The sequence below is a fragment of the Azospirillum sp. genome (genome assembly GCF_035628975.1).
Taxonomy (GTDB): domain Bacteria; phylum Pseudomonadota; class Alphaproteobacteria; order Azospirillales; family Azospirillaceae; genus Azospirillum.
On record NZ_DASPIS010000006.1, the window covers coordinates 135,651 to 156,813 of the forward strand.

The following is a 21,163-nucleotide window of genomic DNA, read 5'->3' on the forward strand; positions in this document are numbered from 1 at the left end:
CAAATCGCCCTCAACGATATTCCGCCCGCCGCGCCAGCCCTTCCTTCAGATGCCGGATCGCCGCATGCACCTTGGGCGGCACATGGCGCTTCTGTGGATAGACCGCCCACACAGCGGTGTTCGGCGGCCGGTGGCGGTCCAGCAGGGAAACCAGCCGCCCGTCCGCCACCGGCTCGCGTACGTAGTAATCCGGCAGCTGACACAGTCCGAATCCGCGCAGCGCGGCATCCAGAACGGAGAAGCCGCTGTTGCAGCGCCAGCGGCCACGCGGACGGAAGAGCCAGTCCTGCCCATTGTCGTCGAACAGCCAATGATCTGACGTGCCGATCAGGCATTGGTGGGTGCCGAGGCTCGCCAAGCTTTCGGGGATGCCGTGGCGGTCCAGATAGTCCGGTGCGGCGCACAGATGCATGACGCGGGGGGCGATGCGGGTCGCCACCATGCTCGATTCGCTGAGGCGGCCGAGGCGGATCGCCAGATCGTAGCCTTCCTGCACCAGATCGAGCTGCCGGTTGGTCAACTCCACCTCGATGCTGAGCTGCGGGTGCCGCTCCATCAGGTCGTTGATCAGCGGCATGACGAACTGCTCGCCATAGGCGGTGGAGCAGGTCATGCGCAGCATCCCCTTCACCTCGGCGTCTCTGCCGCCCTGGAGCGCACCCACCGCCAGGAAGGCCTCGTCTCGCTGTTCGGCGAGCCGTCGGCAGCGGGCGAGGAAAGTGTGGCCGCTCTCCGTCAGGCTGACCTTGCGGGTGGTGCGGTAGAACAGGCGGGCCTGCAGCCGGTCCTCCAACCGCGCCACGCTGCGGCTGACGTGGGAGGAGGAGACGCGCAGCCGCTCCGCCGCACGGGAAAAGCTGCCGGTTTCGGCCACCGCCACGAATTCGTCGATGCCGTCCCAGCCGCTCATGATCTTTCTCCCAGGGCTTTCTCCCAGGGACGCCCGGCCATTATCCCCATATGGCAAAAATCTATTCCCAAAATCGCCGTTCTGGCAATGACCGCTCGCGGTCTACACTGCGGTAATCAAATGCCAATCCGCATTGGCCAATCCGTATTCGGGAAGGAAAGCCACATGGTCCTGTCGCGCGCCGCCGTCGCCTGGGAAGCCAACCGTCCGCTGGAGATCGAGGAGGTCGAGGTCGCGGCACCCAAGGCCGGCGAGGTGATGGTCCGCATCGTCGCCACCGGCGTCTGCCACACCGACGCCTACACCCTGTCCGGCAAGGATTCGGAAGGCGTCTTCCCCTGCATCCTCGGCCATGAGGGCGGCGGCGTGGTGGTGGAGGTCGGCCCCGGCGTCACCTCCGTCGCGGTCGGCGACCATGTGATCCCGCTCTACACGCCGGAATGCGGCAAGTGCAAATTCTGCCTGTCCGGCAAGACCAACCTGTGCCAGGCGATCCGCGCCACCCAGGGCAAGGGCCTGATGCCGGACGGCACCAGCCGATTCTCCCTGAAGGGCAAGGAAATCGCCCACTACATGGGCACCTCGACCTTCTCCGAATACACGGTGCTGCCGGAGATCGCGCTCGCCAAGATCAACAAGGCGGCGCCGCTTGAGAAGGTCTGCCTGCTGGGCTGCGGCGTCACCACCGGCATGGGCGCGGTGATGAACACGGCGAAGGTGGAGCCGGGCTCGACCGTCGCCATCTTCGGCCTGGGCGGCATCGGCCTGTCGGCCATCATCGGCGCCACCATGGCGAAGGCCAGCCGCATCATCGGCGTCGACATCAACCCGTCGAAGTTCGAGATCGCCAAGCAGCTGGGCGCCACCGACGTCGTCAACCCGATGGACTACGACCGCCCGATCCAGGAAGTGCTGGTGGAGATGACCGACGGCGGCGTCGATTACAGCTTCGAGTGCATCGGCAACGTGAAGATCATGCGCGCCGCCCTGGAATGCTGCCACAAGGGCTGGGGCGAGTCGGTGATCATCGGCGTCGCCGGCGCCGGGGAGGAGATCTCCACCCGTCCGTTCCAGCTGGTCACCGGCCGCGTCTGGCGCGGGTCGGCCTTCGGCGGCGTCAAGGGCCGGTCGGAACTGCCGGACTATGTGGAGCGCTACCTGCGCGGCGAGTTCGAGCTGGACACCTTCATCACCCACACCATGGGCCTGGAGGACATCAACCACGCCTTCGACCTGATGCATGAGGGCAAGAGCATCCGCTCGGTCATCCTCTACAACCAGTGAGGCGACGGCCGGCGAGATGACTGCGTTCCCTTCCCCCACTCCAGGGGAGGGGAGCGATCAGGGCAGCGACTTACAAAAAGGCAGTTCCATGACCGACCCCCTCACCACCCTGTCGGAAACCCGCGTGTTCGGCGGTCGGCTGAAGCGGGTGCGGCACCAGTCCGCGGCGGTGGATTGCGACATGACCTTCGCCATCTTCCTGCCGCCGCAGGTGGAGGACGGCGCCAAGGTGCCGGTCTTCTATTGGCTGTCCGGCCTGACCTGCAACGACGAGAACTTCACCCAGAAGGCCGGCGCCTTCCGCGTCGCGGCCGAACTCGGCCTTGCCATCGTCGCTCCCGACACCAGCCCGCGCGGCGACGGGGTGCCGGGCGATCCCGACGGCGGCTGGGATTTCGGCCTCGGCGCCGGCTTCTACGTCGATGCGACGGAGGAGCCGTGGGCGGGGCATTACCGCATGCACGATTATGTGACGCGGGAACTGCCGGCGCTGATCGAGGAGAACTTCCCGGTCACCGACCGCCGCTCCATCGCCGGCCATTCGATGGGCGGGCACGGCGCGCTGGTCTGTGCGCTCAAGCATCCCGGCGTCTACAAGGCGGTTTCGGCCTTCGCTCCCATCGTCAACCCGGCGGCGGTGCCCTGGGGCGAGAAGGCGTTCGGCCGCTATCTGGGGCCGGACCGGGACCGCTGGCTGGAGTGGGACGCCTGCGCGCTGATCGGCAAGGCGACGGAGCGGCTGCCGATCCTGATCGACCAGGGCGACCGTGACGGCTTCCTGGAGGCGCAGTTGAAGCCGCAGGCGCTGGTCGCCGCGGCGGAAGCGGCGGGGCATCCCGTGACGTTGCGCATGCAGCCGGGCTACGACCACAGCTATTTCTTCATCAGCACGTTCATCGAGGATCATCTGCGCCATCACGCGGCGGCGCTGGCGGGGTAGGTGGCTGATTGGGTGGGGTGCGGCTGCCCCCTCCCTAACCCTCCCCCGCCTTTGGCGGGAGAGGGAACTCCGCCGCCCTTGCACTTAACTCCCTCTCCCGCGAAGCGGGGGAGGGTCGGGGAGGGGGCAGAACGCCGCCTCCTTTGACGCCTCACCTCACCCCACCCGCCGCGTCAGGTGGTTGTCCCACCGGAACTCCGGCGCCCGGCGCTCCGGCCCTGCCGTTGCACTGACGGACACCGGCTCGATCACGCCCAGCCCGCTGGTCGCCAGATATCCCTCTCCGTTCGGCGCCAGCCCGCAGCCGTCGGCCAGCGCGGTCGAGCCGAGCCAAGCGCCCGTCGCGGCGTCCCACAGCCCGATGACCCCGCCCGGCGGCGAACTGGCGGCGACGGTCCGTCCGTCCGACGCGACGCTGCCGATATAACCCTGCATGCGTGACAACACGTCCACCGGCGTGTCGAACAGGCGGACGGCCCCGCTGCCCGGACGGTGGGCGCCGGTCAATGGCTGCAGCATGCCGATGGGCCGCTCGTCCTGGGTGCCGAAAGCGATGCCGCCATCGTCCAGCAAGGCGATGTGGCGGATGCCGAGGTTGCCGTGCTCCTCCGGCAGGCGAACCTTGTCGAGCAGCTTGCCGGTCGCCGCCTCCACATAGGTCAGCGACGCATCCATGCTGTCGAGGTTCAGCTTGGCCCGGCCGGTGTCGGGATGGGTGATGACGCCGCCGTTGGCGACCGCCAGCGTTGTCCCGTCCCGCATCAGCATCAGCTCGTGCGGCCCCAGCCCATGGGTCGGGAGGACGCCGATGCGGCGATAGCCGTCGGTGGCGTCATAGACACCGATCGCCCCTTCTTCCCGCGGGACGTCGTCCTCGGCGACATAGAGGGTGCGGCCGTCGGCGGAATAGTTGCCATGGCCGGTGAAGCGGCGGTCGTCCGGCGCCCGCACCACCGGACCGGCGGCGCCATCGGTCAGCGACAGGGTCTGGAACCAGCGGCCGGGCCGGCGGGCGAAGACCACCGCCTCGGCCATCCCCGGACGCGGCACGATGCCATGGGCGCGGCCGGGGGTGGGGGTGGTGAACAGCACCTTGCCGGCGAGATTCAGCGCCGCGACGCCGTAGCTCGGCTCCGCCCCAGCGGTGGCATAGGCGTTGAGATAGATCGCGCCGTTGCCGGCGGCATGGGCCTTGCCGGTCAGCATGGCCAGCAGCCCGCCGCCCAGCAGGCGCCCACCCAATGCCGGAGCGGCGAGCAGGCCGAGGATGTTCCGGCGGTCCATCGCGCCCATTCCGGCCATGCCTCAGTCCCCGTCCAGTTCGTTGAAGCCCAGCGTGATGTCCAGCAGCGGGGCGAGCGTGCCCAGCATCTCCACCCGCGCCGCCTTGATCAGGCGCAGAGCGCCGTCGGCCTTCTTGCGGGCGGCGGGGTCGGTCACCGCCTTGTTCAGCGGACCGGGCACCGCCTCCACCGCGCCGATGGCAGCAGCGAAACTCTCGTCGATCGCCTGCTTGGCGGTCGCCCCGTCCTCGCCCGGCGGCAGCAGCGAAACGAAGCCGGGACCGCCATTCTCGCCCATCAGCAGGGCGCGCAGCCCCTCCAGGTTCAGCGCGATGTTGCGCAGCGCCCGGCCGCTGCGCAAAGCCTCGACGACCGTCGGCTTGGCATCCTCGATGCCGGTGCCGAGCGGGGCCATCAGCTTCTGGTCGATGATGACCTGCATGGCGGTGATGGCGGAGGCGTACAGCGTGTTCACGGCCTCCGACGCGGTGGGGCCGAGCACGGTCGCCTGGCCGGCGGCAAGCGGCGCCTCCAGCTCCTTCCAGCCGTCGCGCGCATCGGTCGCGATGGCGACGACGTTGCGGGCGGCGGCGGCGGCGAGCAGCCCGCGGAAGCGCTTGGCGTCGCTGCCGGCGAAGCTCTCCACCGTGACGTTCTCGTCGAACAGCAGCCGTTCCAGCACGGTCAGGCCCTGCACGGCCGCGCTCTGGCGGGCCAGCGCCCCTGGCTGCAGCAGCTTCGGGTCCTGGTCGCGCAGGATCTGGCCGATCTGGCGCTGGACCACGCCCGCCCGTTCCGGCCAGAAGGACAGGCGGTCGGCCCGCAGGTTTACGGTCAGCGGACCCGGCCGCAGATGCTGCACGCCGGCCCAGGCATCGGTGACCCGGGTGTGGGCCGTCCGCGCCTCCGCAAGGCCGGCGGCGCTGGGGCCGGCGGCGAAGCGGTCGAGCGTGTCGGCATAGGCGGTGGCTGCGGTCACCAGCGCGTCGAAGCGGGGAACGGCATGGGTGCGGACCATGCCGGCCAGGAAGGCGCTGTCCTTGTCCGACTGGCGGGCGGCGAAGGCCGGGGTCCGGGGCAACAGTGCCGCCACGGCGGCGGCGGACATCAGCCCAAGCACTATGCGGCGTCGCATACGATCAAATCCCTTCTGCCGGTTACGCGGATCGAAACCCCGCCCATCCTTTACAAACCCAGCACGTAGCGCACCAGCCGTTTCCGCTCCGCCGCAGGCAGGGACATGAAGCGGTCCTTCGCTCCCTCCGCCTCGCCGCCATGCCACAGGATGGCTTCGGTCACGCTGCGCGCGCGCCCGTCATGCAGCAGCGAAAGCTGGCCGTCCTTGGCCGCGAGCCGGTTCAGCCCCCACAGCGGCGTGGTGCGCCAGTCGCTTCCGCGCGCCTCGCCCATCGGCAATGCGTCGCCCAGTGCGGGACCGAGGTCATGCAGCAGCATGTCGCTGTGCGGGAAGATGTCGCGGTCGGACAAAGCAGGGTGCACCGGATCCGCCACCGTGCGCCAGGACGGGCGGTGGCAGGCAGCGCAGCCGGTGTCGGCGAACAGCTTGGTGCCGGCCTTGTCCTTCGACGCCTCCAGGCTTCCGTCGGGCGGCAGGTCGCGCAGATAGCCGTCGATCAGGCCGATCACCGTGCTGGGGATCTCCAGACCCTCGAACTGCTTGGAGTCGCCGTGGGGGGCGTTGCGGCAGGCGGTCTGCGCCGGGGTGCAGTCGGCCCAGGGTTCAGGAAAGGCCGGGGTCGACATGCCGATGTCGAGGCTGAAGGCTTCCGCATCCTGGTGGTCGAGCGTGGGGTGCATCGCCTTCCAGCCGAAACGGCCGACCTGACGCCTGCCGTCCACCGTCACATGGTTCACTCGTCCGGCCACGGGTCCACCGGACGCCGCCTGCCTTACCGCCTCCGCCTCGATCGCCTCGGCCGGAATGCGGTCCAGCAGGCCCATGCCATGGACGCGCGGAGGCACGCGGGCGGACATCACCGTCGCTTCGGCCAGGGGGCCATAGCCCAGATCCTCGACGACCGGCGTGGGGTGGCGCAGCCGGACGACCCCGCCGTCGGGGAAGCGCACCACCTCCTCCCGGTAGGTGACGCGGGGGCGTCCTTCGATCACCTGTCCGAGGATGGCGTTCGCCTGGATCTGCCGGCCATAGACCGGGTCGTCGTTCAGCTTGATCGCATAGCCGACGCCCTGGTCCCCCTCCACCGCCGGGTCGGGCGGACGGCCGCCGCCGCCGCGCGGATGGCAGGTGGCGCAGGACCGCGCGTTGTAGAGCGGACCGAGACCGTCCGCCGCCTGGGTCGCGGTGGGCGCCGCCACCCACATGCGGCGGAACAGGGCCTCGCCGATGCGGTTGTCGAGGCTGTCGGCGGCCTGCGCGGTGGGGGCGAGGAAAAGGAGAAGGGCGGCAGCAACTGCGACGCGGAGCGACATACCCTCGCCCCCCCGGGGAGAGGGGGGGGACCCGCGCTGCAGGCGTGGGAAGGGTGAGGGGGCCGGCGCGCCATCGCGCGCCGCCAAGGGGCATTCTGCCCCTTGGCAATCCCCTGGCGCGGGCTGACGCCCACGCTGCCCCCTCACCCTGACCCTCTCCCCGGGGGGGAGAGGGGATTTCGGGCGGATGATTGGATGCTCAAACAACGCGGATGTATCCCATCATGCCGGTGTCCTGGTGTTCGATGATGTGGCAGTGGAACATCCAGTCGCCGGGATTGTCGGCCTTGATGGCGACGCGCAGGCGTTCCTTCGGTTCCAGCAGGACGGTGTCGGCATGGTGGGGCACCACCTCGCGGCCGTCGGACGACAGCACCTTGAAGGTATAGCCGTGGATGTGGATCGGGTGCAGGTGCGGCGTCAGGTTGGCCAGTTCGAAGATGTAGCTCCGGCCCTTCTCCAGCGTGACCAGCGGCGGGGGCAGATGCTCGTGTCCGCCCTCCGGCCAGCTTTGCTGGTTGATCGCCCAGAAGGTCTTCTCCGACAGGCAGAGCGAGTCGGCATAGGGCAGGCCGGGCAGGATCGCCGGGTCGAAGCTCTGCGCAACCGCGGTGGCGGAGAAGGCCATCGGGATGACCGGCGCGTCCTTCAGGTCCGGTTCGGGAATGGCAGAGGCGGGCAGGGCGCGCGGCTTGAAGCGCTTGTTGGGCAGCGCAGGACCGACGGCGCGGAAAGTGGCGAGCGGCCGGGGCTCGGCCGAATAGACGTTGGTCAGCCGCAGGGTCTGGCCGGCCTTGGCGGGAGCGCGGAACAGCACGTCGATGCGCATCGCCGGTCCCATCGGCCAGCCGTCGAGCGGGCGGGGCGGCAGCGGATTGCCGTCCACCGCGATGATCCAGGCCTCCGCCCCCTCCACCCGCAGATCGACCACGCGGGTGCTGTCGATGTTGTAGAGCCGGGCGCGGATGTCGCCGTTGGCGGGAACCTCGATCACCGGATCGATGGCGCCGTTGACGGTCGACACGCTGCCGAAGGTGCCCGCGCGCGCGGCGCCGCGGTCGGTGATGAAGGTGCCGAAGCTGCCGGTCCTGTCCAGCTGCCAGTCCTTGACCAGACAGACGATGTCGGCGTCGACCTTCGGTGCGTCCGGCTCCTCCACGATCAGCACGCCGGCAAGGCCGCGGCCCAGCAGCTTCACCGTGTTGCAGTGGGGATGGAAGAAGAAGGACCCGGCGTCGGGCGGGGTGAATTCATAGACGTGGCGCTCGCCGGGTCTGGTCGGCGGCTGGGTCAGGTAGGGCACGCCGTCTTCAAGGTTCGGCAGGCGGATGCCATGCCAATGGATCGAGCTGTGCTCGTCCAGTTCGTTGACGAGCGTGGCGCGCAGCCGCTGGCCCTTGCGCATGCGGATGATCGGACCGGGAAAGCGGTCGGCGTAGGTGATCAGCGGCGATGGTTTGGCGGGCTCCGGCAGAATGCGCTGAAGGCGCTGCTTCGCGACCAGCTCGACCTCGACCAGATCGCCGGCGGCGGTGATCGGCGCCGGCCCGGTCAGGCCGGGCTTCAGGGCGCCGGCAGCCGGCGCGGTGGCTCCCGTTCCGCCCAGCGCGGCCGCCGCGACGGCGGCGCCCCCGGCGCGCAGTAGGGCACGGCGGGACAGGGCGGCGGCGAGGCGGTGCGGCATGACGGCGGTCCGGAAACGACAGGCAGGAAAAGACCGGCTCCGGCCCCGCCCCTTCCGCGCCGGATCGGTCCGGAAGGGAAGGTGGGGGAACGGTCATGCGCGGATGAGGCGCGGGACCGGAGCCGGATGCAGGCTTACTTGCCGACCTTCGACGGATCGTCGAGGCTGTCGGAACCCTGGACGCTGATGGAGACGCCCAGGGTGCTGACGGCGCCTTCCAGCGCCTTCTTCTGGTCGACAAGACGGTCGACGGCGGAGGCCACCAGCTTGTTGCCGTCCTCGTTGTCGGCGGCGATCATCTGGTCGTAGGCCATCTTGCCGCTGTCGGCGGTGTCCTTGATCGCCTGCATCGCCTTCATGGTCTCGGCCATGGCGGTCTTCACCGCGGCGTCGGCGTCGGCGGACTTGGCGGCGACCAACTGCGACAGCGAGGCGCCAGACACGGTCTTGCCGTCGATGCGCTTGTAGCTGCCGTTGTAGACGTTCACCATGCCGACTTCGTCGTAATAGTGCGAGTTGTGGGTGTTGTCGGAGAAGCAGTCATGCTCCTCCTCCGGGTCGTGCAGCATCAGGCCGAGCTTCATGCGCTCGCCCGCCAGTTCGCCGTAGCTCAGCGAACCCAGGCCGGTCAGCATGCGGGCGATGCCCTCGCCTTCCGGAGCCTTGGCGATGGAGGCGCGGGCCTTGCCCTTCGGCGCCCAGTCGGCGGTCATCTCGGCGAGGTCGTCGACCAGCATCTGGGTGGCGACGGCCAGATACTGGGCGCGGCGGTCGCAATGGCCGTTGGTGCAGTCCTTGCCCTTGGCGTAGTCGGTCGCCTTGCGTGCGCCCGCACCCGGGCCGGTGCCGTTCAGATCCTGACCCCACAGCAGGAATTCGACGGCGTGATAGCCGGTGGCGACGTTCGCCTCGACCTTCCCTGCTTCGTGCAGCTTTTCGCTCAGCAGGCCCTTGTTGATCTTCGCCGCGTTGATCGTCTTGCCGCCGGCCGTGATCTTCGCGTTGGCGATGACATTGGCCTTGGCGTAGGGGTTGCTCTCGCCGCCGGCATAGCCGTCGTCGACATAGTCGATCAGGCCCTCGTCCAGCGGCCAGGCATTCACCTTGCCTTCCCATTCGTCGACGATCGGGTTGCCGAAGCGGAAGGCTTCCGTCTGCATGTAGGGGACGCGGGCGGCCTTCCAGGCCTCGCGCGCCTTCACCAGGGTCTCCTCCGTCGGGTTGGCGACCAGGGCATCCACCGCCTTCTTCAGCGCCTTGGCGCTGTTGGTGGCGTCCTCGTAGGCGGCATGGGCGATGTCGGCGTAGTTCTTCGCCACGTCCTTGTAGGCCGGTGCCGCCGCCTGGGCGGCGAACGGCATCAGGGCAACGACGGCTACGGCGGCAAGGCCGGCAGCGCGCTTCGACATGGAGGTCTCCTCGAACGTCGGTGGTCTGAAATGACGGAAAGTGCGACTGATTCTCAGCGAATAACGTCGCGAATCATTCTCACTGTCAAGCCCTATCCGCGTTGGGGATACTCGGAAAAGCGGCTGCGGCCGATGGCTGCGTCGATATTACCCGGTGGGGAGGGAACGGCGGCCGTTCCTCACCCCTGGCGGAGTGCCCGATTGAGCGCCTGGCCCAGGTCCTCGAACAGGTCGTCGGGCGACTCAAGGCCGACCGACAGGCGCAGCAGGTCGCCGGGAACCGGGGAGGTCGGGCCTTCGATGCTGGCGCGGTGTTCGATCAGGCTTTCCACCCCGCCCAGCGACGTGGCGCGGCGCCAGACGCCGACATGGGCCGCGGTGTCGATGGCGGCCTGGGTGCCGCCCTTCACCCGGATCGACAGCATGCCGCCGAAGCCGCCGGTCATCTGGCGGGAGGCGATGCCGTGGCCGCGGAAGCCTGGCAGGCCGGGATAGAGCACCTCCGACACCTGCGGGTGGGCGGACAGACGCTCCGCCAGGGTCATGGCGGCGGCGCATTGCCAGCGGACGCGGGCGAACAGGGTGCGCAGGCCGCGCTGGAGAAGCCAGGCCTCGAAGCTGCCGAGAATGCCGCCCTGCTGGGTCTGCACCGCCTTGATGCGGCCCCAGAACTCGTCCTTGCGGGCGGCGGTCAGGGTGCCGGCGACGACGTCCGAATGGCCGTTCAGGTATTTGGTCGCCGAATGCATGACGATGTCGGCGCCCAGCTCCAGCGGACGGGTCAGCACCGGCGTCGCCACCGTGCTGTCCACGGCGAGCCAGGCCCCGGCGTCATGCGCGAGTTCCGCCACCGCGGCAATGTCGGTGACGGTCCACAGCGGGTTGGCCGGCGTCTCCAGCCAGACCAGCCGCGTCTGGCCGGGGCGGAGCGCGGCCCGGACCGCGTCGGTGTTGCTGGTGTCGACCCCTTCCACCCGCAGGCCCCAGCGGGTCGCCGGACCATGCACCCAGTTGCGGAAGGCCCAGTACATCACGTCGGGAACGACCACATGGTCGCCGGGATCGAGCGCCTGGAACACAGCCGTCGCCGCCGCCATGCCGGAGGCGAACAGCAGAGTGTCCGCGCCCTTTTCCAGTTCGGTGATGGTGCGGGCCGGCGTGTCGAAGGTCGGGTTGTCGGCGCGGGCGTAGACCCGGCCGCGGCCATAGCCGTTGTCGGGATCGCGGATGTAGGTGGTGGAGGGGTGGATCGGCGGAATGACCGCGCCGCTGGCGGCGTCCTCAAATCCCAGGGCGCCGGCGGCGATGGTTTCGGGACGGTGGGGGCGGTCGGTCATTGCCGGGGCACTCCGGATCGGGGCGTAAGGGGGGACGAAGGATACGCTTCGAACCAGAGCCGGCGCAACGTCCCGTCCGGAAGTCCGACTTTCGCCGAAGGCTCAGGCGTAACGGGCGATCAGGCGGGCCAAAGGCGGTCCGGACAGCACCACCACGAACAGCCTCAAGGTCTGCAGCGCCAAAACCAGCGGCAGGTCCACCCCGGTGCCGAGCGCGATCACCACGACGGAATCGAGCCCGCCCGGGCTGGTGGCGAGGAAGGCGGTCAGCGGGTCGGTCGGCAGCAGCGTGACCAGCATCCAGGCCGACAGGCTGCACAGCGCGATCATCAGCGCGGTCGACAGCAGCATCTGCGGCACCGCACGGAACGCGTGGCCCAGCACCTCGCGGGTGAAGCGCAGGCCGATGCTCCAGCCGATCACTGCGTATGTGACGGTCAGCAGCGTGTGCGGCAGTTGAAGCGATATCCCGGCGCCGGTCTGGACCAGCGCCCCCAGCACCATCGGGACCAGAAGGGCGCCGGACGGGATGCGGAACCGGTGCCCGATCCAGCCGCCGACCAGGGCGACCAGCAGGGTCGCCGCCAACCCCGCCGGGTCCAGCGCCTCGACCGGGGCGGCGGCCGGCGTCGCGCCTTGCGAGCCGGCGGTCAGCGCGTGGGTGACCAGGGAGGCGCTGAGCACCACCAGAACCACGCGCAGATACTGCATCACCGCGACCAGCCGGGCGTCCGCGCCATGCTGGCCCGCCATCGCGACCATGGCCGCGGCGGCTCCCGGCGACACGCCCCAGGCTGCGGTGGTTCCGGGCAGGCTGCCGTAGCGGACGAAGAGCCAGCCGACGATGCCGCTGACCGTCACCGTCAGCCCGACCGTTCCCAGCATCAAAGGCCAATTGCGGGCGATGGACAGCAGGATCGACACAGTGACGGCATGGGCGACGAGACAGCCGATGATCGCCTGGGCCATGGTGAAGCCGGACGGCGGCACCCGGATGGAGGCGCCGCCGACGCCGAACGCGATCGCTCCGACCATCGGCCCGATCAGCCAGGCGGCCGGAAGCCCGATCCCGTCCAGCCCCAGCGTGATCGCCCCCGACAGCGCGAGCAGGCCCGCCCATTGCGCCAGCTTGCCGGCCCAGCCCTTCGGCCACCCGGCTTCCGCCCGATCCCCCGCACCCGCCACGGATTCATACCTGTACGAATAGTTTGCGACCGGAGCATGCTGCCTGCCGCAGGACCTTTCCGTCCAGCGGCAGGGCGGGCGCGGCAGCCATGCAGCCGGGGCCGGTGCGGCCGGAGAGGATCAGCCGGCAGAGCGGATGCGGCTGAGGAAGTCGCCGACACCGCGGTTCAGGTCGTCCGCCTGACGGTGCAGCAGGCCGGCTGCCGACAGCACCTCCTGCGCGATGCCGCCGGTTTCGGCCGAGGATTGCGTCACCTGCCCGATGGACCCGGTGATGCGGCGGGCGCCGACGGCCACCTCCTGCACGTTGCGGGTGATCTCCTGGGTGGCGGCGGTCTGTTCCTCGACCGTGGCGGCGACGGTCGTGACGATCTCGTTGATCTGGGTGATGGTGCGGCCTACCGCATGGATCGCCTCGGCGGCATTGCCGGCCGCACTCTGCATGCCGGCGATCTGGGTGGAGATGTCCTCCGTCGCCTTGGCCGTCTGATTGGCCAGATGCTTCACCTCGTTGGCGACGACGGCGAAGCCCTTGCCGGCCTCCCCCGCACGGGCGGCCTCGATGGTGGCGTTCAGGGCCAGCAGATTGGTCTGGCTGGCGATGCTGTTGATCAGGTTGACCACGTCGCCGATGCGCCGCGCCGCTTCGACCAGACCGCTGACGGTCCCCTTTGTGCGTTCCGCCTCGTCGACGGCGGAGGACGAGATGCGGGACGATTCGTTGACGTGGCGGCTGATGTCGGAGATGGAGGCGGAGAGCTGCTCCGTCGCGGATGCCACCGTCTGCATGCTGGAGGAGGCGATCTCCGTCTCCGACGCGACATCGGTGGAGCGGCGGCTGGTGGCGGTCGCGATCTCCGACATGCGCCGGGCATGCGCCTGCATCTGGTCGGACGCGGCGACCGTGCCCTCCACGATGCTCTTGACGCTGCCTTCGAAGTCGCCGGCCAGCCGGTCGAGCGTGGCGCGCTTGCTGTCCTCTTCGGCGGCCTTGTAGGTCTCCAGCAGCAGTTCCATGTCGAACCAGGCGATCTTGGTCAGCGCCTCCAACTGGGCGGCACGGGTGCGGCGGGCACCGGCACCGAACAGGCCGGCCATCACGCCGTCGTCGCCGCCACCGGTCAGGCCCAGTTCGCGGGCGATGTTCGTGCTGACGATGTAATGGCAGATCGACACCGCATAAGCGGGAACGCCGTTGCTGTAGAACAGCGAGGCCAGCCGCCGGGCGGACTCGCCGAAGCCCTCGTCGAGCCGTCCGGAAGCGGCGCGGGACCAATGGTCGACACGGGCGGCATGCACCTCCGGCAGCTTCAGCGCGGACTGGATCTCCGGCCATGCGTCGAAATGGCGGTGCCACTGTTCGAGGAGCCCGGGAAGCCTGCGCTCGGCGAAATCCCGGTTAGCCCGAAGAATGGCAAGATCATCCTCGGTGATGGCGAAGGCGGCAAGGCGCTTTGCATGCCCGTTGGACAGCGCGACACTCATGATCGGACGACCCTCTATTCCGAAACCCTTGGTGCGGCTGCCGCTGCCGCCGGCCACTGGCCCGCTGCCCGGATGGATTGTTGCGGCCAACAATCGCTGCATATCGCAGTATGGCGTGTGATAATTAAGCACGAACATGGCACATGAATGAAGTGTAATCTTTTAGATAAATATTTCGTCGGTAGGAAATCGAAAATCTAAAACGTTCGATCCTGTATATTTTACTTACTGATCCAAACGGCCGGTCGGTCGTTCGTCGGAGACATACTTAACAAAAGTGAAACAGAAGCATCCGATGTCCACAGGCGGAAAAAGGAAATTCCTTGGGCTCCTCGCGTTATCGCGGCGCGGCCATGCTTTTGCCGTAGGGCTCCAAAAGCGTTCGAACCGGGGGTCGCTTTCCAGGAACGATCGGCGCCAGGACTGGTTGAGCGGTCAGTCATCGCCTGCAAGGAGGATGCAATGGCCGACGAGACCACCCGCCGCACCGGCGGCGACACCAGCCAGCCGCATGGCGAGCAGGGGCCGCCCACCGACCGCAACAGCGACAAGCCCAAGGGCGGCAGCCACAGCAAATACAACGTCCAACAGGATGCCGAAGGCGCCCACAACCCCACCAATCCGGTGAAGATGCGCCCGGAAACCAAGTCCGGCAAACCCGGCTGATCCGGGGGCCGCTTTCGCCCGGCCATGCCCTTTCCGGTTGAAAAGGGGAGGGCATGGTCCGCAGCTCAATGTCGTGCCAGTATTTTTCATTGAACGATCAATCAAAATAAAACGCGTGGTCATGTGCGGCGAAATGGGCAACGACGTCATCAAAATGCAGATTCCGTGAACGCGGCTATCGACCGCGCCCCTCGTCTCGGGGCAATCTACGGCCCGATTGCCATCATCCCGTTCTGTTGCGTTCCGGAAGTCTTGCCATGTCCATGAACCTGCCCACGCCCACCGGCCCGTCTTCGACGGGAACGGCAGAGGTGCGCCTGACGGTTCGCGGCCTGCGCAAGGTCTTCGCCGACGATCCGCGCCCGGCGCTGGAGATGCTGCGCCGCGGCGCGACGAAGGCGGAGGTGTTGCGGACGTTGAACGTCAATGTCGGCGTGGCGGAGGCCAGCTTCGACATTCGCGCCGGCGAGATCTTCGTCATCATGGGCCTGTCCGGGTCGGGCAAATCGACCATCGTCCGCCTGCTGAACCGGCTGATCGAACCGTCGGAGGGGGAGATCCGGCTGGACGGCCGCGACCTGACCCGGTTGTCGCACGGCGATCTGGTCGAGGTGCTGCGGCGGGACATGAGCATGGTCTTCCAGTCCTTCGCCCTGCTGCCCAACCGCACCGCCCTGGAGAATGCCGCCTTCGGGCTGGAGGTCGCCGGGGTTCCGCGCGGACTGCGGCGCATGGCGGCCATGGCGGCGCTGGAACGGGTGGGGCTGGGCGCCTATGCCGACCGCTATCCGCATGAGTTGTCGGGCGGCATGCAGCAGCGGGTCGGGCTTGCCCGCGCGCTTGCCAAGAATCCGACGATCATGCTGATGGACGAGGCGTTTTCGGCGCTCGACCCGCTGATCCGCACCGACATGCAGGACGAGCTTCTTCGCCTCCAGCGCGAGGACGCCCGCACGATCGTCTTCATCTCCCACGATGCGGAGGAGGCGATGCGGATCGCCGACCGCATCGCAGTGATGGAGGACGGACGGATCGCCCAGATCGGCACGCCCGCAGAGATCCTGCGCGCGCCGGCCGATGATTATGTCCGTGCCTTCTTCCGCGGCGTCGATTCCTCCCGCGTTCTGCGCGCCCGCGACCTCGCCCGCCCACCGACGCCGGGAGACGCCGCGGGAGAGGGGGAGGGGGCGCGTTTCCGCTACCGCACCGATGCCGCCGGCCATTTCCGCGGCGTGCTGGCCGGCGACGGCACATCGGCGTTGTTCGGGCTGGAACCGGTGGCGGCGGATACGCCGCTGCACTCGCTGCTGGGCCGGGCCGCCGCGGCGCCCTGCCCGCTGCCGGTGGTGGAGGCCGACGGACGCTTCGTCGGCGTGATCTCCCGCGCGGCACTGCTGGCGGCGCTGGACCGGGGCGAGGGCGCGGGCCGCGAGGTGCGCCATGGCTGAGGCGGCGTTCATCGACGTGGAGTGGTTGAGCGAGACCATCGGCGGCGGTATCGCCCGCGGCTCCGAATGGCTGGTGGAATCGATCCTCGACCATGGCCAGCCGGCGCTGAACGCCATCGCCGGGGTGGTCGACGGGCTGGGCGGCGTGCTGGACGAACTGCTGCTTGGCGTGCCGCCCTGGCTGCTGGCGCTGGTGCTGGCCGCGATCGCCCTGTGGCGGGTCGGGCGCGGCTTCGCCCTGTTCACGCTGCTGGCGTTCGGCGGCATTTTCGTGATGGGCCTGTGGGAGCCGACGATCTCGACCCTCGGCCTCGTGCTCGCCTCCACCGCGCTCAGCCTGATCGGCGGGGTGCCGCTCGGCATCTGGATGGCGCGCAGCAAGGTCGCCGACGGGGTGGGCAAGACCCTGCTCGACCTGATGCAGACCATGCCGGCCTTCGTCTATCTGATCCCGGCGGTGATGTTCTTCGGGCTGGGACGGGTGCCGGGCATCATCGCCACGGTGGTGTTCGCCATGCCGCCGGCGGTGCGGTTGACCGCGCTCGGCATCCGGCAGGTGCCGGAGGAACTGGTGGAGGCCGGTCGCGCCTTCGGCTGCCGCAGCCACCAGCTTCTGTTCAAGGTGCAGTTGCCCAATGCCCTGCCTTCGATCATGGCCGGGGTGAACCAGACCATGATGATGGCGCTGTCGATGATCGTGGTCGCCTCGATGATCGGCGCCGGCGGTCTGGGCAACGTGGTGCTGCAGGGCATCCAGCGCCTCGACATCGGGCTCGGCGTGCAGAGCGGGCTCAGCGTGGTGCTGCTCGCCGTCGTGCTCGACCGCATCACACAGAGTTTCGGCCGGCCCGCCGCCTCCAGGTCGGGGAAGCGGCGCTGGTGGCGGCGGTGAGGTCAGGCGTTCAGTTCGGAATCGAGGTAGCCCAGCGCCACGGCGCGCGCGGCGCTGCCGTCCATGGCTCCGGTCAGGGCGAAGCGCAGCCACAGCCCGTCGATCATCGCCGCCAGCCCGACCGCCACACGCTCCGCCCGCTCGGCTGGAAGCAGGGGACGCAGGGCGTGCAGCAGGTTGGAATGCAGGCGGCGGGCGTTGATCCGTTGCAGCCGCGCCAGCGCCGGGTTGTGCGGCGCCTGCGCCCAGAAGCCGAGCCATGCGGCGACCACCCGCGGCTCGAACTGGTCGGGGGCGAAGTTGCAGTCGACGATCGCCTCCAACCTCGCACGCGGAGAATCGGCGGTCGCCAGCCGCTGAGTCGCATCGTCGCGCAGCTGTTGCAGCATGCTGCGCATGGTGGCGGCCAGCAGCTCGTCCTTGCCGCCGAAATAGTGATGGATGATTCCGGGCGACACGCCGGCCCCGCGGCTGATGGTCTGGACCGTGGTGTCGACCAGTCCATGCTCGCCCATCGAGGTGATGGTCGCGTCGATCAACTGACGGCGGCGGATCGGTTCCATTCCGACTTTGGGCATGGGGTGAGCGGTCTCCTGTCCATCTCCGCCACGGCCGGCCGCAACCGGGACCTTGGCTTGCATCGCAACAAATGCGCCATTTTCGCCGCTTCGTCGATGACGAAAACGGCAGACCAGATGAACCGGAACCACAGGAAAGAGGAGTTGAGGACATGAGCGGATGGATGGCTGTGGCCAAGGGGATCGCGGGCGTCGGCGTCGCGGCGGCGGTGGCGCTGGGTGCCGGCGGGGCGCTGGCCGCCGATCCGGCGTCCTGCAAGGCGGTGCGCTTCGGCGACGTCGGCTGGACCGACATCGCGGCGACGACAGCGCTCGCCTCCGTCACGTTGGACGCGCTGGGCTACAAGCCGACCACCACCATGTCGTCGGTGCCGCTGGTCTATACCGGGCTGAAGACCAAGTCGCTCGACGTCTTCCTCGGCAACTGGATGCCGACGATGGAGCCGTTCCTGAAGCCGGTGCTGGAGGACGGCTCGGTCGAGGTGACGCGCGTCAACCTGGAAGGCGCCAAATACACGCTCGCCGTCCCGAAATACGCCGCGGAGGCCGGGCTGAAGACCTTCGCCGACATCGCGAAGTTCAAGGACAAGCTGGGCGGCAAGATCTACGGCATCGAGGCCGGCAACGACGGCAACCTGATCATCGACAAGATGCTTAAGGCCGACGCCTTCGGCTTGAAGGACTTCAAGCTGGTGGAGTCCAGCGAGGCCGGCATGCTGGCAGAGGTGAAGCGGGCCTCCCGCAGCAAGGGCTGGGTCGTGTTCCTGGGCTGGGAGCCGCATCCCATGAACAAGAGCTTCGAGATGACCTATCTGGAGGGCGGCGACGACTGGTTCGGCCCCAACCTGGGCGGCGCCACCGTCGCCACCAACGTCCGCAAGGGCTACGCCGCCGAATGCCCGAATGTCGGCAAGCTGCTGTCCAATCTGTCCTTCACCCTGGACATGGAAAACGCGGTGATGGACGAGATCATGAACGGCAACAAGAAGCCGGATGCCGCCGCCAAGGCCTGGCTGAAGAAGAACCCCGACGTGCTGAAGGGCTGGCTGAACGGCGTCACCACCATCGACGGCAAGGACGGTCTGGCGGCCGTGCAGGCCAAGCTGGGCGTGGCCGCGAAGTCGTGACCTGACGGAGGGCTCCGGACGGCAGTCGCGCCGGCCCAAGGCGGCAACCCGGCCATTGCTAGGCCGTGGTGCGGTCGCCATATCGAATGGCGTTCCTTCGTGCCCGCCCCGGAGCCCCCATGTTTTTCGGCCCGCTTCCCCTGTCCGACGCAGAGGGCGCAATCCTCGCCCATTCGCTCCGCCTGGGGGCGCTGGTCTTCAAGAAGGGCCGGCGGCTATCGGCTGCGGATGTCGCGGCCCTGCGGGAGGCGAGTGTCGGCGAGGTGATCGCCGCCAAGCTGTCGGATGCCGACATCGGGGAGGACGCCGCCGCCACCCGCATCGCCGCCGCAGTGGCGGGTAGTGGCGTGCAGGTCGCCGCCGCCTTCACCGGCCGCGTCAACCTGTTCGCCGAGGCACGCGGGCTGCTCCGCCTCGACCCGGCACGCATCGACGCGATCAACGCGATCGACGAGAGCGTCACCATCGCCACCCTGCCGGATCATGCCGCGGTCGAGCCGGGCCAGATGCTGGCGACCGTCAAGATCATCCCCTTCGCCGCCCCCGTCGCCGCAGTGGAGCAGGCGGAGCGTCTGGCGGCCAATGATGCGCCGCCACTGGCCGTCCTCCCCTACCGTCCACTGTCGGTGGGGCTGATCCAGACCCGGCTGCCGGGGGTGAAGGACAGCGTTCTCGACAAGACCGTGGCGGTGACGCGGGAGCGGGTCGAGGCCCTCGGCGGCACGCTGATCCAGGAGGCGCGCTGCGCCCATGACGAGGGTGCGCTGGCGGACCTGATCGCTGCGATGCCGCCTGCGGACCTGCTGCTGATCGCCGGTGCCTCCGCCATCACCGACCGGCGCGACGTGCTGCCCGCGGCCATCGAGCGGGCGGGCGGCGTGGTCGAGCATTTCGGCATGCCGGTGGACCCCGGCAACCTGCTGCTGCTTGGCCGGCGCGGGGGCAAGCCGGTGCTGGGTCTGCCGGGCTGCGCGCGCTCGCCCAAGCTGAACGGCTTCGACTGGGTGCTGCAGCGCATCGCTGCGGGCGTACCGCCGGGCAGGGCGGAGGTGATGCGGATGGGTGTCGGCGGGCTGCTGGCGGAGATTCCGACGCGCCCCCTGCCGCGGGCCGGCGTGGCGGCGGAGGCGCCGCGGGCGCCGCGGGTCACCGCCCTGGTGCTCGCGGCCGGCCGCTCCAGCCGCATGGGACCGACCAACAAGCTGCTGGCGGAGGTGAACGGCGCCCCGCTGGTCGCCCGCGCGGTGGATGCCGCGCTGGCCTCGCAAGCTGCCAACGTCATCGTCGTCACCGGCCATCAGGGCGAAAGCGTGGCGCGGGTGCTGTCCGACCGCCCGGTGACCTTCGTCCACAACCCGGCCTTCGCCGAAGGGCTGAGCAGTTCGCTCCGCGCCGGGCTGGCGGCGGTGCCGAGTGAGTCGGACGCGGTGGTGGTGTGCCTGGGCGACATGCCTCGGGTGGCGTCCGCCGTGATCGACCGGCTGATCGCCGCCTACAGCCCGCTGGAAGGCCGCGCCATCTGCGTGCCGACCACCCATGGCAAGCAGGGCAACCCCGTGCTGTGGGACCGCGCCTTCTTCACCGAGATGGCGGCGCTGACCGGCGATGCCGGGGCGAAGCGGCTGATCGGCCAGCATGCCGACCGGCTGTGCGAGGTGCCGGTGGACGACGCCGGCATCCTCTACGACGTCGACACCCCCGACCTGCTGGCCCGCTTCACCGAGACCGCCGGCAGCGGTGTAATCAGCGCGCCAGATCCAGCCAGCGCCGGGTCATAGCGCGGGTGAACTGCTCCGCCACCGGCATGTGGGTGGCGATTGCGTCCTCCAGCCCGTGCAGCATTCCGGCATTGCTCTCCCGCGCTTCCTCCCGGATGCGGGAGGCCCAGCCACGTAGAATGTCGCCGGTCGCTTCCGGATGGAACTGGAAGGCATAGGTGGCGCGACCGAGCCGGAAAGCCTGCCGGTCGCACGCCTCGCTGGTGGCCAGCGGCTCCGCGCCCTCGGGAAACTCGAAGGTGTCGTAATGCCACTGGGCGAGGTTCAGCTCCGGACCGAAGCCGCCCAGCAGCGGATCATCCTGCGCCCCGTCGGTCAGGCTGACCCGGTGGATGCCCAGTTCCGGCATGGTGTGGCGATAGACCTTGGCGCCATAGGCCCGGGCGGCCAACTGCGCCCCCAGGCAGATGCCCATCACCGGCCGGTCGGCGTCGGTGAAATCGCGGATCGCCTCCATCACCCGGCCGAAATGCGGGCCTTTCTCGTCGTCCCAGGCGTCCTGCGGACCGCCCAGCACCACGAGGCCGGCATAGCCGTCCTTTTCGGGAATCGCCTCCCCCTCGTTGGCGGCAATGGTGTGGAGGGTGGCGCCGTTGTCGGTCAGCGCCTCGCCCACCAGACCGATGGGAGCGGTGCGGCTGTTCTGAACGACCAGGATGCGCATGGGTCTGCTCGGCTCGCGTCGTTGGCACGGGTGTCATCAAGT

At 68.9% G+C, this 21,163-nt stretch carries 18 protein-coding genes; 7 read left to right on the top strand and 11 right to left on the bottom strand.

The genetic code is table 11. The annotated features are described in order from the left end of the window. Positions 1-10: 10 nt before the first annotated feature. Entirely contained in the window at positions 11-910 is a 900-nt protein-coding gene (locus tag VD964_RS01750) for a LysR family transcriptional regulator (RefSeq protein ID WP_324864901.1), read from the bottom strand. Between the two features lie 165 nt (positions 911-1,075). Here VD964_RS01750 and VD964_RS01755 point away from each other — a divergent pair, with 165 nt between their 5' ends. Together VD964_RS01755 and fghA are read left to right on the top strand one after the other, a co-directional pair. After that, on the top strand, positions 1,076-2,194 hold the full coding sequence (locus tag VD964_RS01755) for an S-(hydroxymethyl)glutathione dehydrogenase/class III alcohol dehydrogenase (RefSeq protein ID WP_324864903.1): 1,119 nt from the start codon (positions 1,076-1,078) through the stop codon (positions 2,192-2,194). Positions 2,195-2,282: 88 nt separating this feature from the next. Then, on the top strand, positions 2,283-3,134 hold the full coding sequence (gene fghA / locus VD964_RS01760) for an S-formylglutathione hydrolase (protein WP_324864905.1): 852 nt from the start codon (positions 2,283-2,285) through the stop codon (positions 3,132-3,134). Between the two features lie 156 nt (positions 3,135-3,290). Here the strand turns inward: fghA and VD964_RS01765 are convergent, their stop codons facing one another. The 8 genes from VD964_RS01765 to VD964_RS01800 form a co-directional block, all read right to left on the bottom strand. Next, positions 3,291-4,436, bottom strand: coding sequence for a DUF1513 domain-containing protein (locus VD964_RS01765; RefSeq protein WP_324864907.1), 1,146 nt, complete (start codon positions 4,434-4,436; stop codon positions 3,291-3,293). 3 nt (positions 4,437-4,439) lie between these two features. After that, the gene (locus VD964_RS01770; protein WP_324864909.1) at positions 4,440-5,552 is read right to left on the bottom strand and encodes an imelysin family protein; all 1,113 of its coding nucleotides are present in this window, start codon (positions 5,550-5,552) and stop codon (positions 4,440-4,442) included. A 50-nt stretch (positions 5,553-5,602) separates the two neighbouring features. Next, the gene (locus VD964_RS01775) at positions 5,603-6,868 is read right to left on the bottom strand and encodes a di-heme oxidoredictase family protein (RefSeq protein WP_324864911.1); all 1,266 of its coding nucleotides are present in this window, start codon (positions 6,866-6,868) and stop codon (positions 5,603-5,605) included. Positions 6,869-7,067: 199 nt separating this feature from the next. Then, entirely contained in the window at positions 7,068-8,552 is a 1,485-nt protein-coding gene (locus VD964_RS01780; protein ID WP_324864913.1) for a multicopper oxidase family protein, read from the bottom strand. Between the two features lie 134 nt (positions 8,553-8,686). Further along, positions 8,687-9,961 carry an imelysin family protein gene (locus VD964_RS01785; protein WP_324864915.1) on the bottom strand — a complete coding sequence of 425 codons (1,275 nt, stop codon included), beginning with the start codon at positions 9,959-9,961 and terminating at the stop codon, positions 8,687-8,689. Between the two features lie 179 nt (positions 9,962-10,140). Continuing rightward, entirely contained in the window at positions 10,141-11,298 is a 1,158-nt protein-coding gene (locus VD964_RS01790; RefSeq protein WP_324864917.1) for a PLP-dependent aspartate aminotransferase family protein, read from the bottom strand. A 102-nt stretch (positions 11,299-11,400) separates the two neighbouring features. Next, a complete protein-coding gene (locus VD964_RS01795; RefSeq protein WP_324864919.1) occupies positions 11,401-12,483 on the bottom strand; it encodes an AbrB family transcriptional regulator in 1,083 nt (360 codons plus the stop codon). A gap of 120 nt (positions 12,484-12,603) precedes the next feature. Then, a complete protein-coding gene (locus tag VD964_RS01800) occupies positions 12,604-13,968 on the bottom strand; it encodes a globin-coupled sensor protein (RefSeq protein ID WP_324864921.1) in 1,365 nt (454 codons plus the stop codon). A 462-nt stretch (positions 13,969-14,430) separates the two neighbouring features. On the opposite strand from VD964_RS01800, the gene VD964_RS01805 reads away from it, so the two are divergent. From VD964_RS01805 to VD964_RS01815, 3 genes are all read left to right on the top strand, one after another. Continuing rightward, positions 14,431-14,634, top strand: coding sequence for a hypothetical protein (locus VD964_RS01805; protein ID WP_149225871.1), 204 nt, complete (start codon positions 14,431-14,433; stop codon positions 14,632-14,634). A gap of 257 nt (positions 14,635-14,891) precedes the next feature. Continuing rightward, entirely contained in the window at positions 14,892-16,082 is a 1,191-nt protein-coding gene (locus tag VD964_RS01810; RefSeq protein WP_324864924.1) for a glycine betaine/L-proline ABC transporter ATP-binding protein, read from the top strand. Further along, the gene (locus VD964_RS01815) at positions 16,075-16,974 is read left to right on the top strand and encodes a proline/glycine betaine ABC transporter permease (protein ID WP_324864926.1); all 900 of its coding nucleotides are present in this window, start codon (positions 16,075-16,077) and stop codon (positions 16,972-16,974) included. Before VD964_RS01810 ends, VD964_RS01815 begins: the two co-directional genes overlap by 8 nt. Before the next feature lie 2 nt (positions 16,975-16,976). Here the strand turns inward: VD964_RS01815 and betI are convergent, their stop codons facing one another. Beyond that, on the bottom strand, positions 16,977-17,552 hold the full coding sequence (betI, locus tag VD964_RS01820) for a transcriptional regulator BetI (protein WP_324864928.1): 576 nt from the start codon (positions 17,550-17,552) through the stop codon (positions 16,977-16,979). A 152-nt stretch (positions 17,553-17,704) separates the two neighbouring features. On the opposite strand from betI, the gene VD964_RS01825 reads away from it, so the two are divergent. Both VD964_RS01825 and VD964_RS01830 read left to right on the top strand, forming a co-directional pair. Beyond that, entirely contained in the window at positions 17,705-18,679 is a 975-nt protein-coding gene (locus VD964_RS01825) for a choline ABC transporter substrate-binding protein (protein ID WP_324864930.1), read from the top strand. 119 nt (positions 18,680-18,798) lie between these two features. Then, complete coding sequence (locus VD964_RS01830) at positions 18,799-20,457, top strand: molybdopterin-binding/glycosyltransferase family 2 protein (RefSeq protein ID WP_324864932.1); 1,659 nt, start codon at positions 18,799-18,801, stop codon at positions 20,455-20,457. On the opposite strand, the gene VD964_RS01835 is transcribed toward VD964_RS01830, so the two are convergent. Beyond that, a complete protein-coding gene (locus VD964_RS01835) occupies positions 20,423-21,121 on the bottom strand; it encodes a type 1 glutamine amidotransferase (protein ID WP_324864934.1) in 699 nt (232 codons plus the stop codon). The genes VD964_RS01830 and VD964_RS01835 overlap by 35 nt on opposite strands. Positions 21,122-21,163: the final 42 nt, after the last annotated feature.

Coding starts and splice junctions, on each gene's coding strand:
- VD964_RS01815 (WP_324864926.1), top strand. CDS start 16,075: ATGGCTGAGGCGGCGTTCATCGACGTGGAGTGGTTGAGCGAGACCATC.
- VD964_RS01775 (WP_324864911.1), bottom strand. CDS start 6,868: ATGTCGCTCCGCGTCGCAGTTGCTGCCGCCCTTCTCCTTTTCCTCGCC.
- VD964_RS01805 (WP_149225871.1), top strand. CDS start 14,431: ATGGCCGACGAGACCACCCGCCGCACCGGCGGCGACACCAGCCAGCCG.
- VD964_RS01810 (WP_324864924.1), top strand. CDS start 14,892: ATGTCCATGAACCTGCCCACGCCCACCGGCCCGTCTTCGACGGGAACG.
- VD964_RS01755 (WP_324864903.1), top strand. CDS start 1,076: ATGGTCCTGTCGCGCGCCGCCGTCGCCTGGGAAGCCAACCGTCCGCTG.
- betI (WP_324864928.1), bottom strand. CDS start 17,552: ATGCCCAAAGTCGGAATGGAACCGATCCGCCGCCGTCAGTTGATCGAC.
- VD964_RS01765 (WP_324864907.1), bottom strand. CDS start 4,436: ATGGCCGGAATGGGCGCGATGGACCGCCGGAACATCCTCGGCCTGCTC.
- VD964_RS01770 (WP_324864909.1), bottom strand. CDS start 5,552: ATGCGACGCCGCATAGTGCTTGGGCTGATGTCCGCCGCCGCCGTGGCG.
- fghA (WP_324864905.1), top strand. CDS start 2,283: ATGACCGACCCCCTCACCACCCTGTCGGAAACCCGCGTGTTCGGCGGT.
- VD964_RS01750 (WP_324864901.1), bottom strand. CDS start 910: ATGAGCGGCTGGGACGGCATCGACGAATTCGTGGCGGTGGCCGAAACC.
- VD964_RS01835 (WP_324864934.1), bottom strand. CDS start 21,121: ATGCGCATCCTGGTCGTTCAGAACAGCCGCACCGCTCCCATCGGTCTG.
- VD964_RS01800 (WP_324864921.1), bottom strand. CDS start 13,968: ATGAGTGTCGCGCTGTCCAACGGGCATGCAAAGCGCCTTGCCGCCTTC.
- VD964_RS01790 (WP_324864917.1), bottom strand. CDS start 11,298: ATGACCGACCGCCCCCACCGTCCCGAAACCATCGCCGCCGGCGCCCTG.
- VD964_RS01780 (WP_324864913.1), bottom strand. CDS start 8,552: ATGCCGCACCGCCTCGCCGCCGCCCTGTCCCGCCGTGCCCTACTGCGC.
- VD964_RS01830 (WP_324864932.1), top strand. CDS start 18,799: ATGTTTTTCGGCCCGCTTCCCCTGTCCGACGCAGAGGGCGCAATCCTC.
- VD964_RS01785 (WP_324864915.1), bottom strand. CDS start 9,961: ATGTCGAAGCGCGCTGCCGGCCTTGCCGCCGTAGCCGTCGTTGCCCTG.
- VD964_RS01825 (WP_324864930.1), top strand. CDS start 17,705: ATGAGCGGATGGATGGCTGTGGCCAAGGGGATCGCGGGCGTCGGCGTC.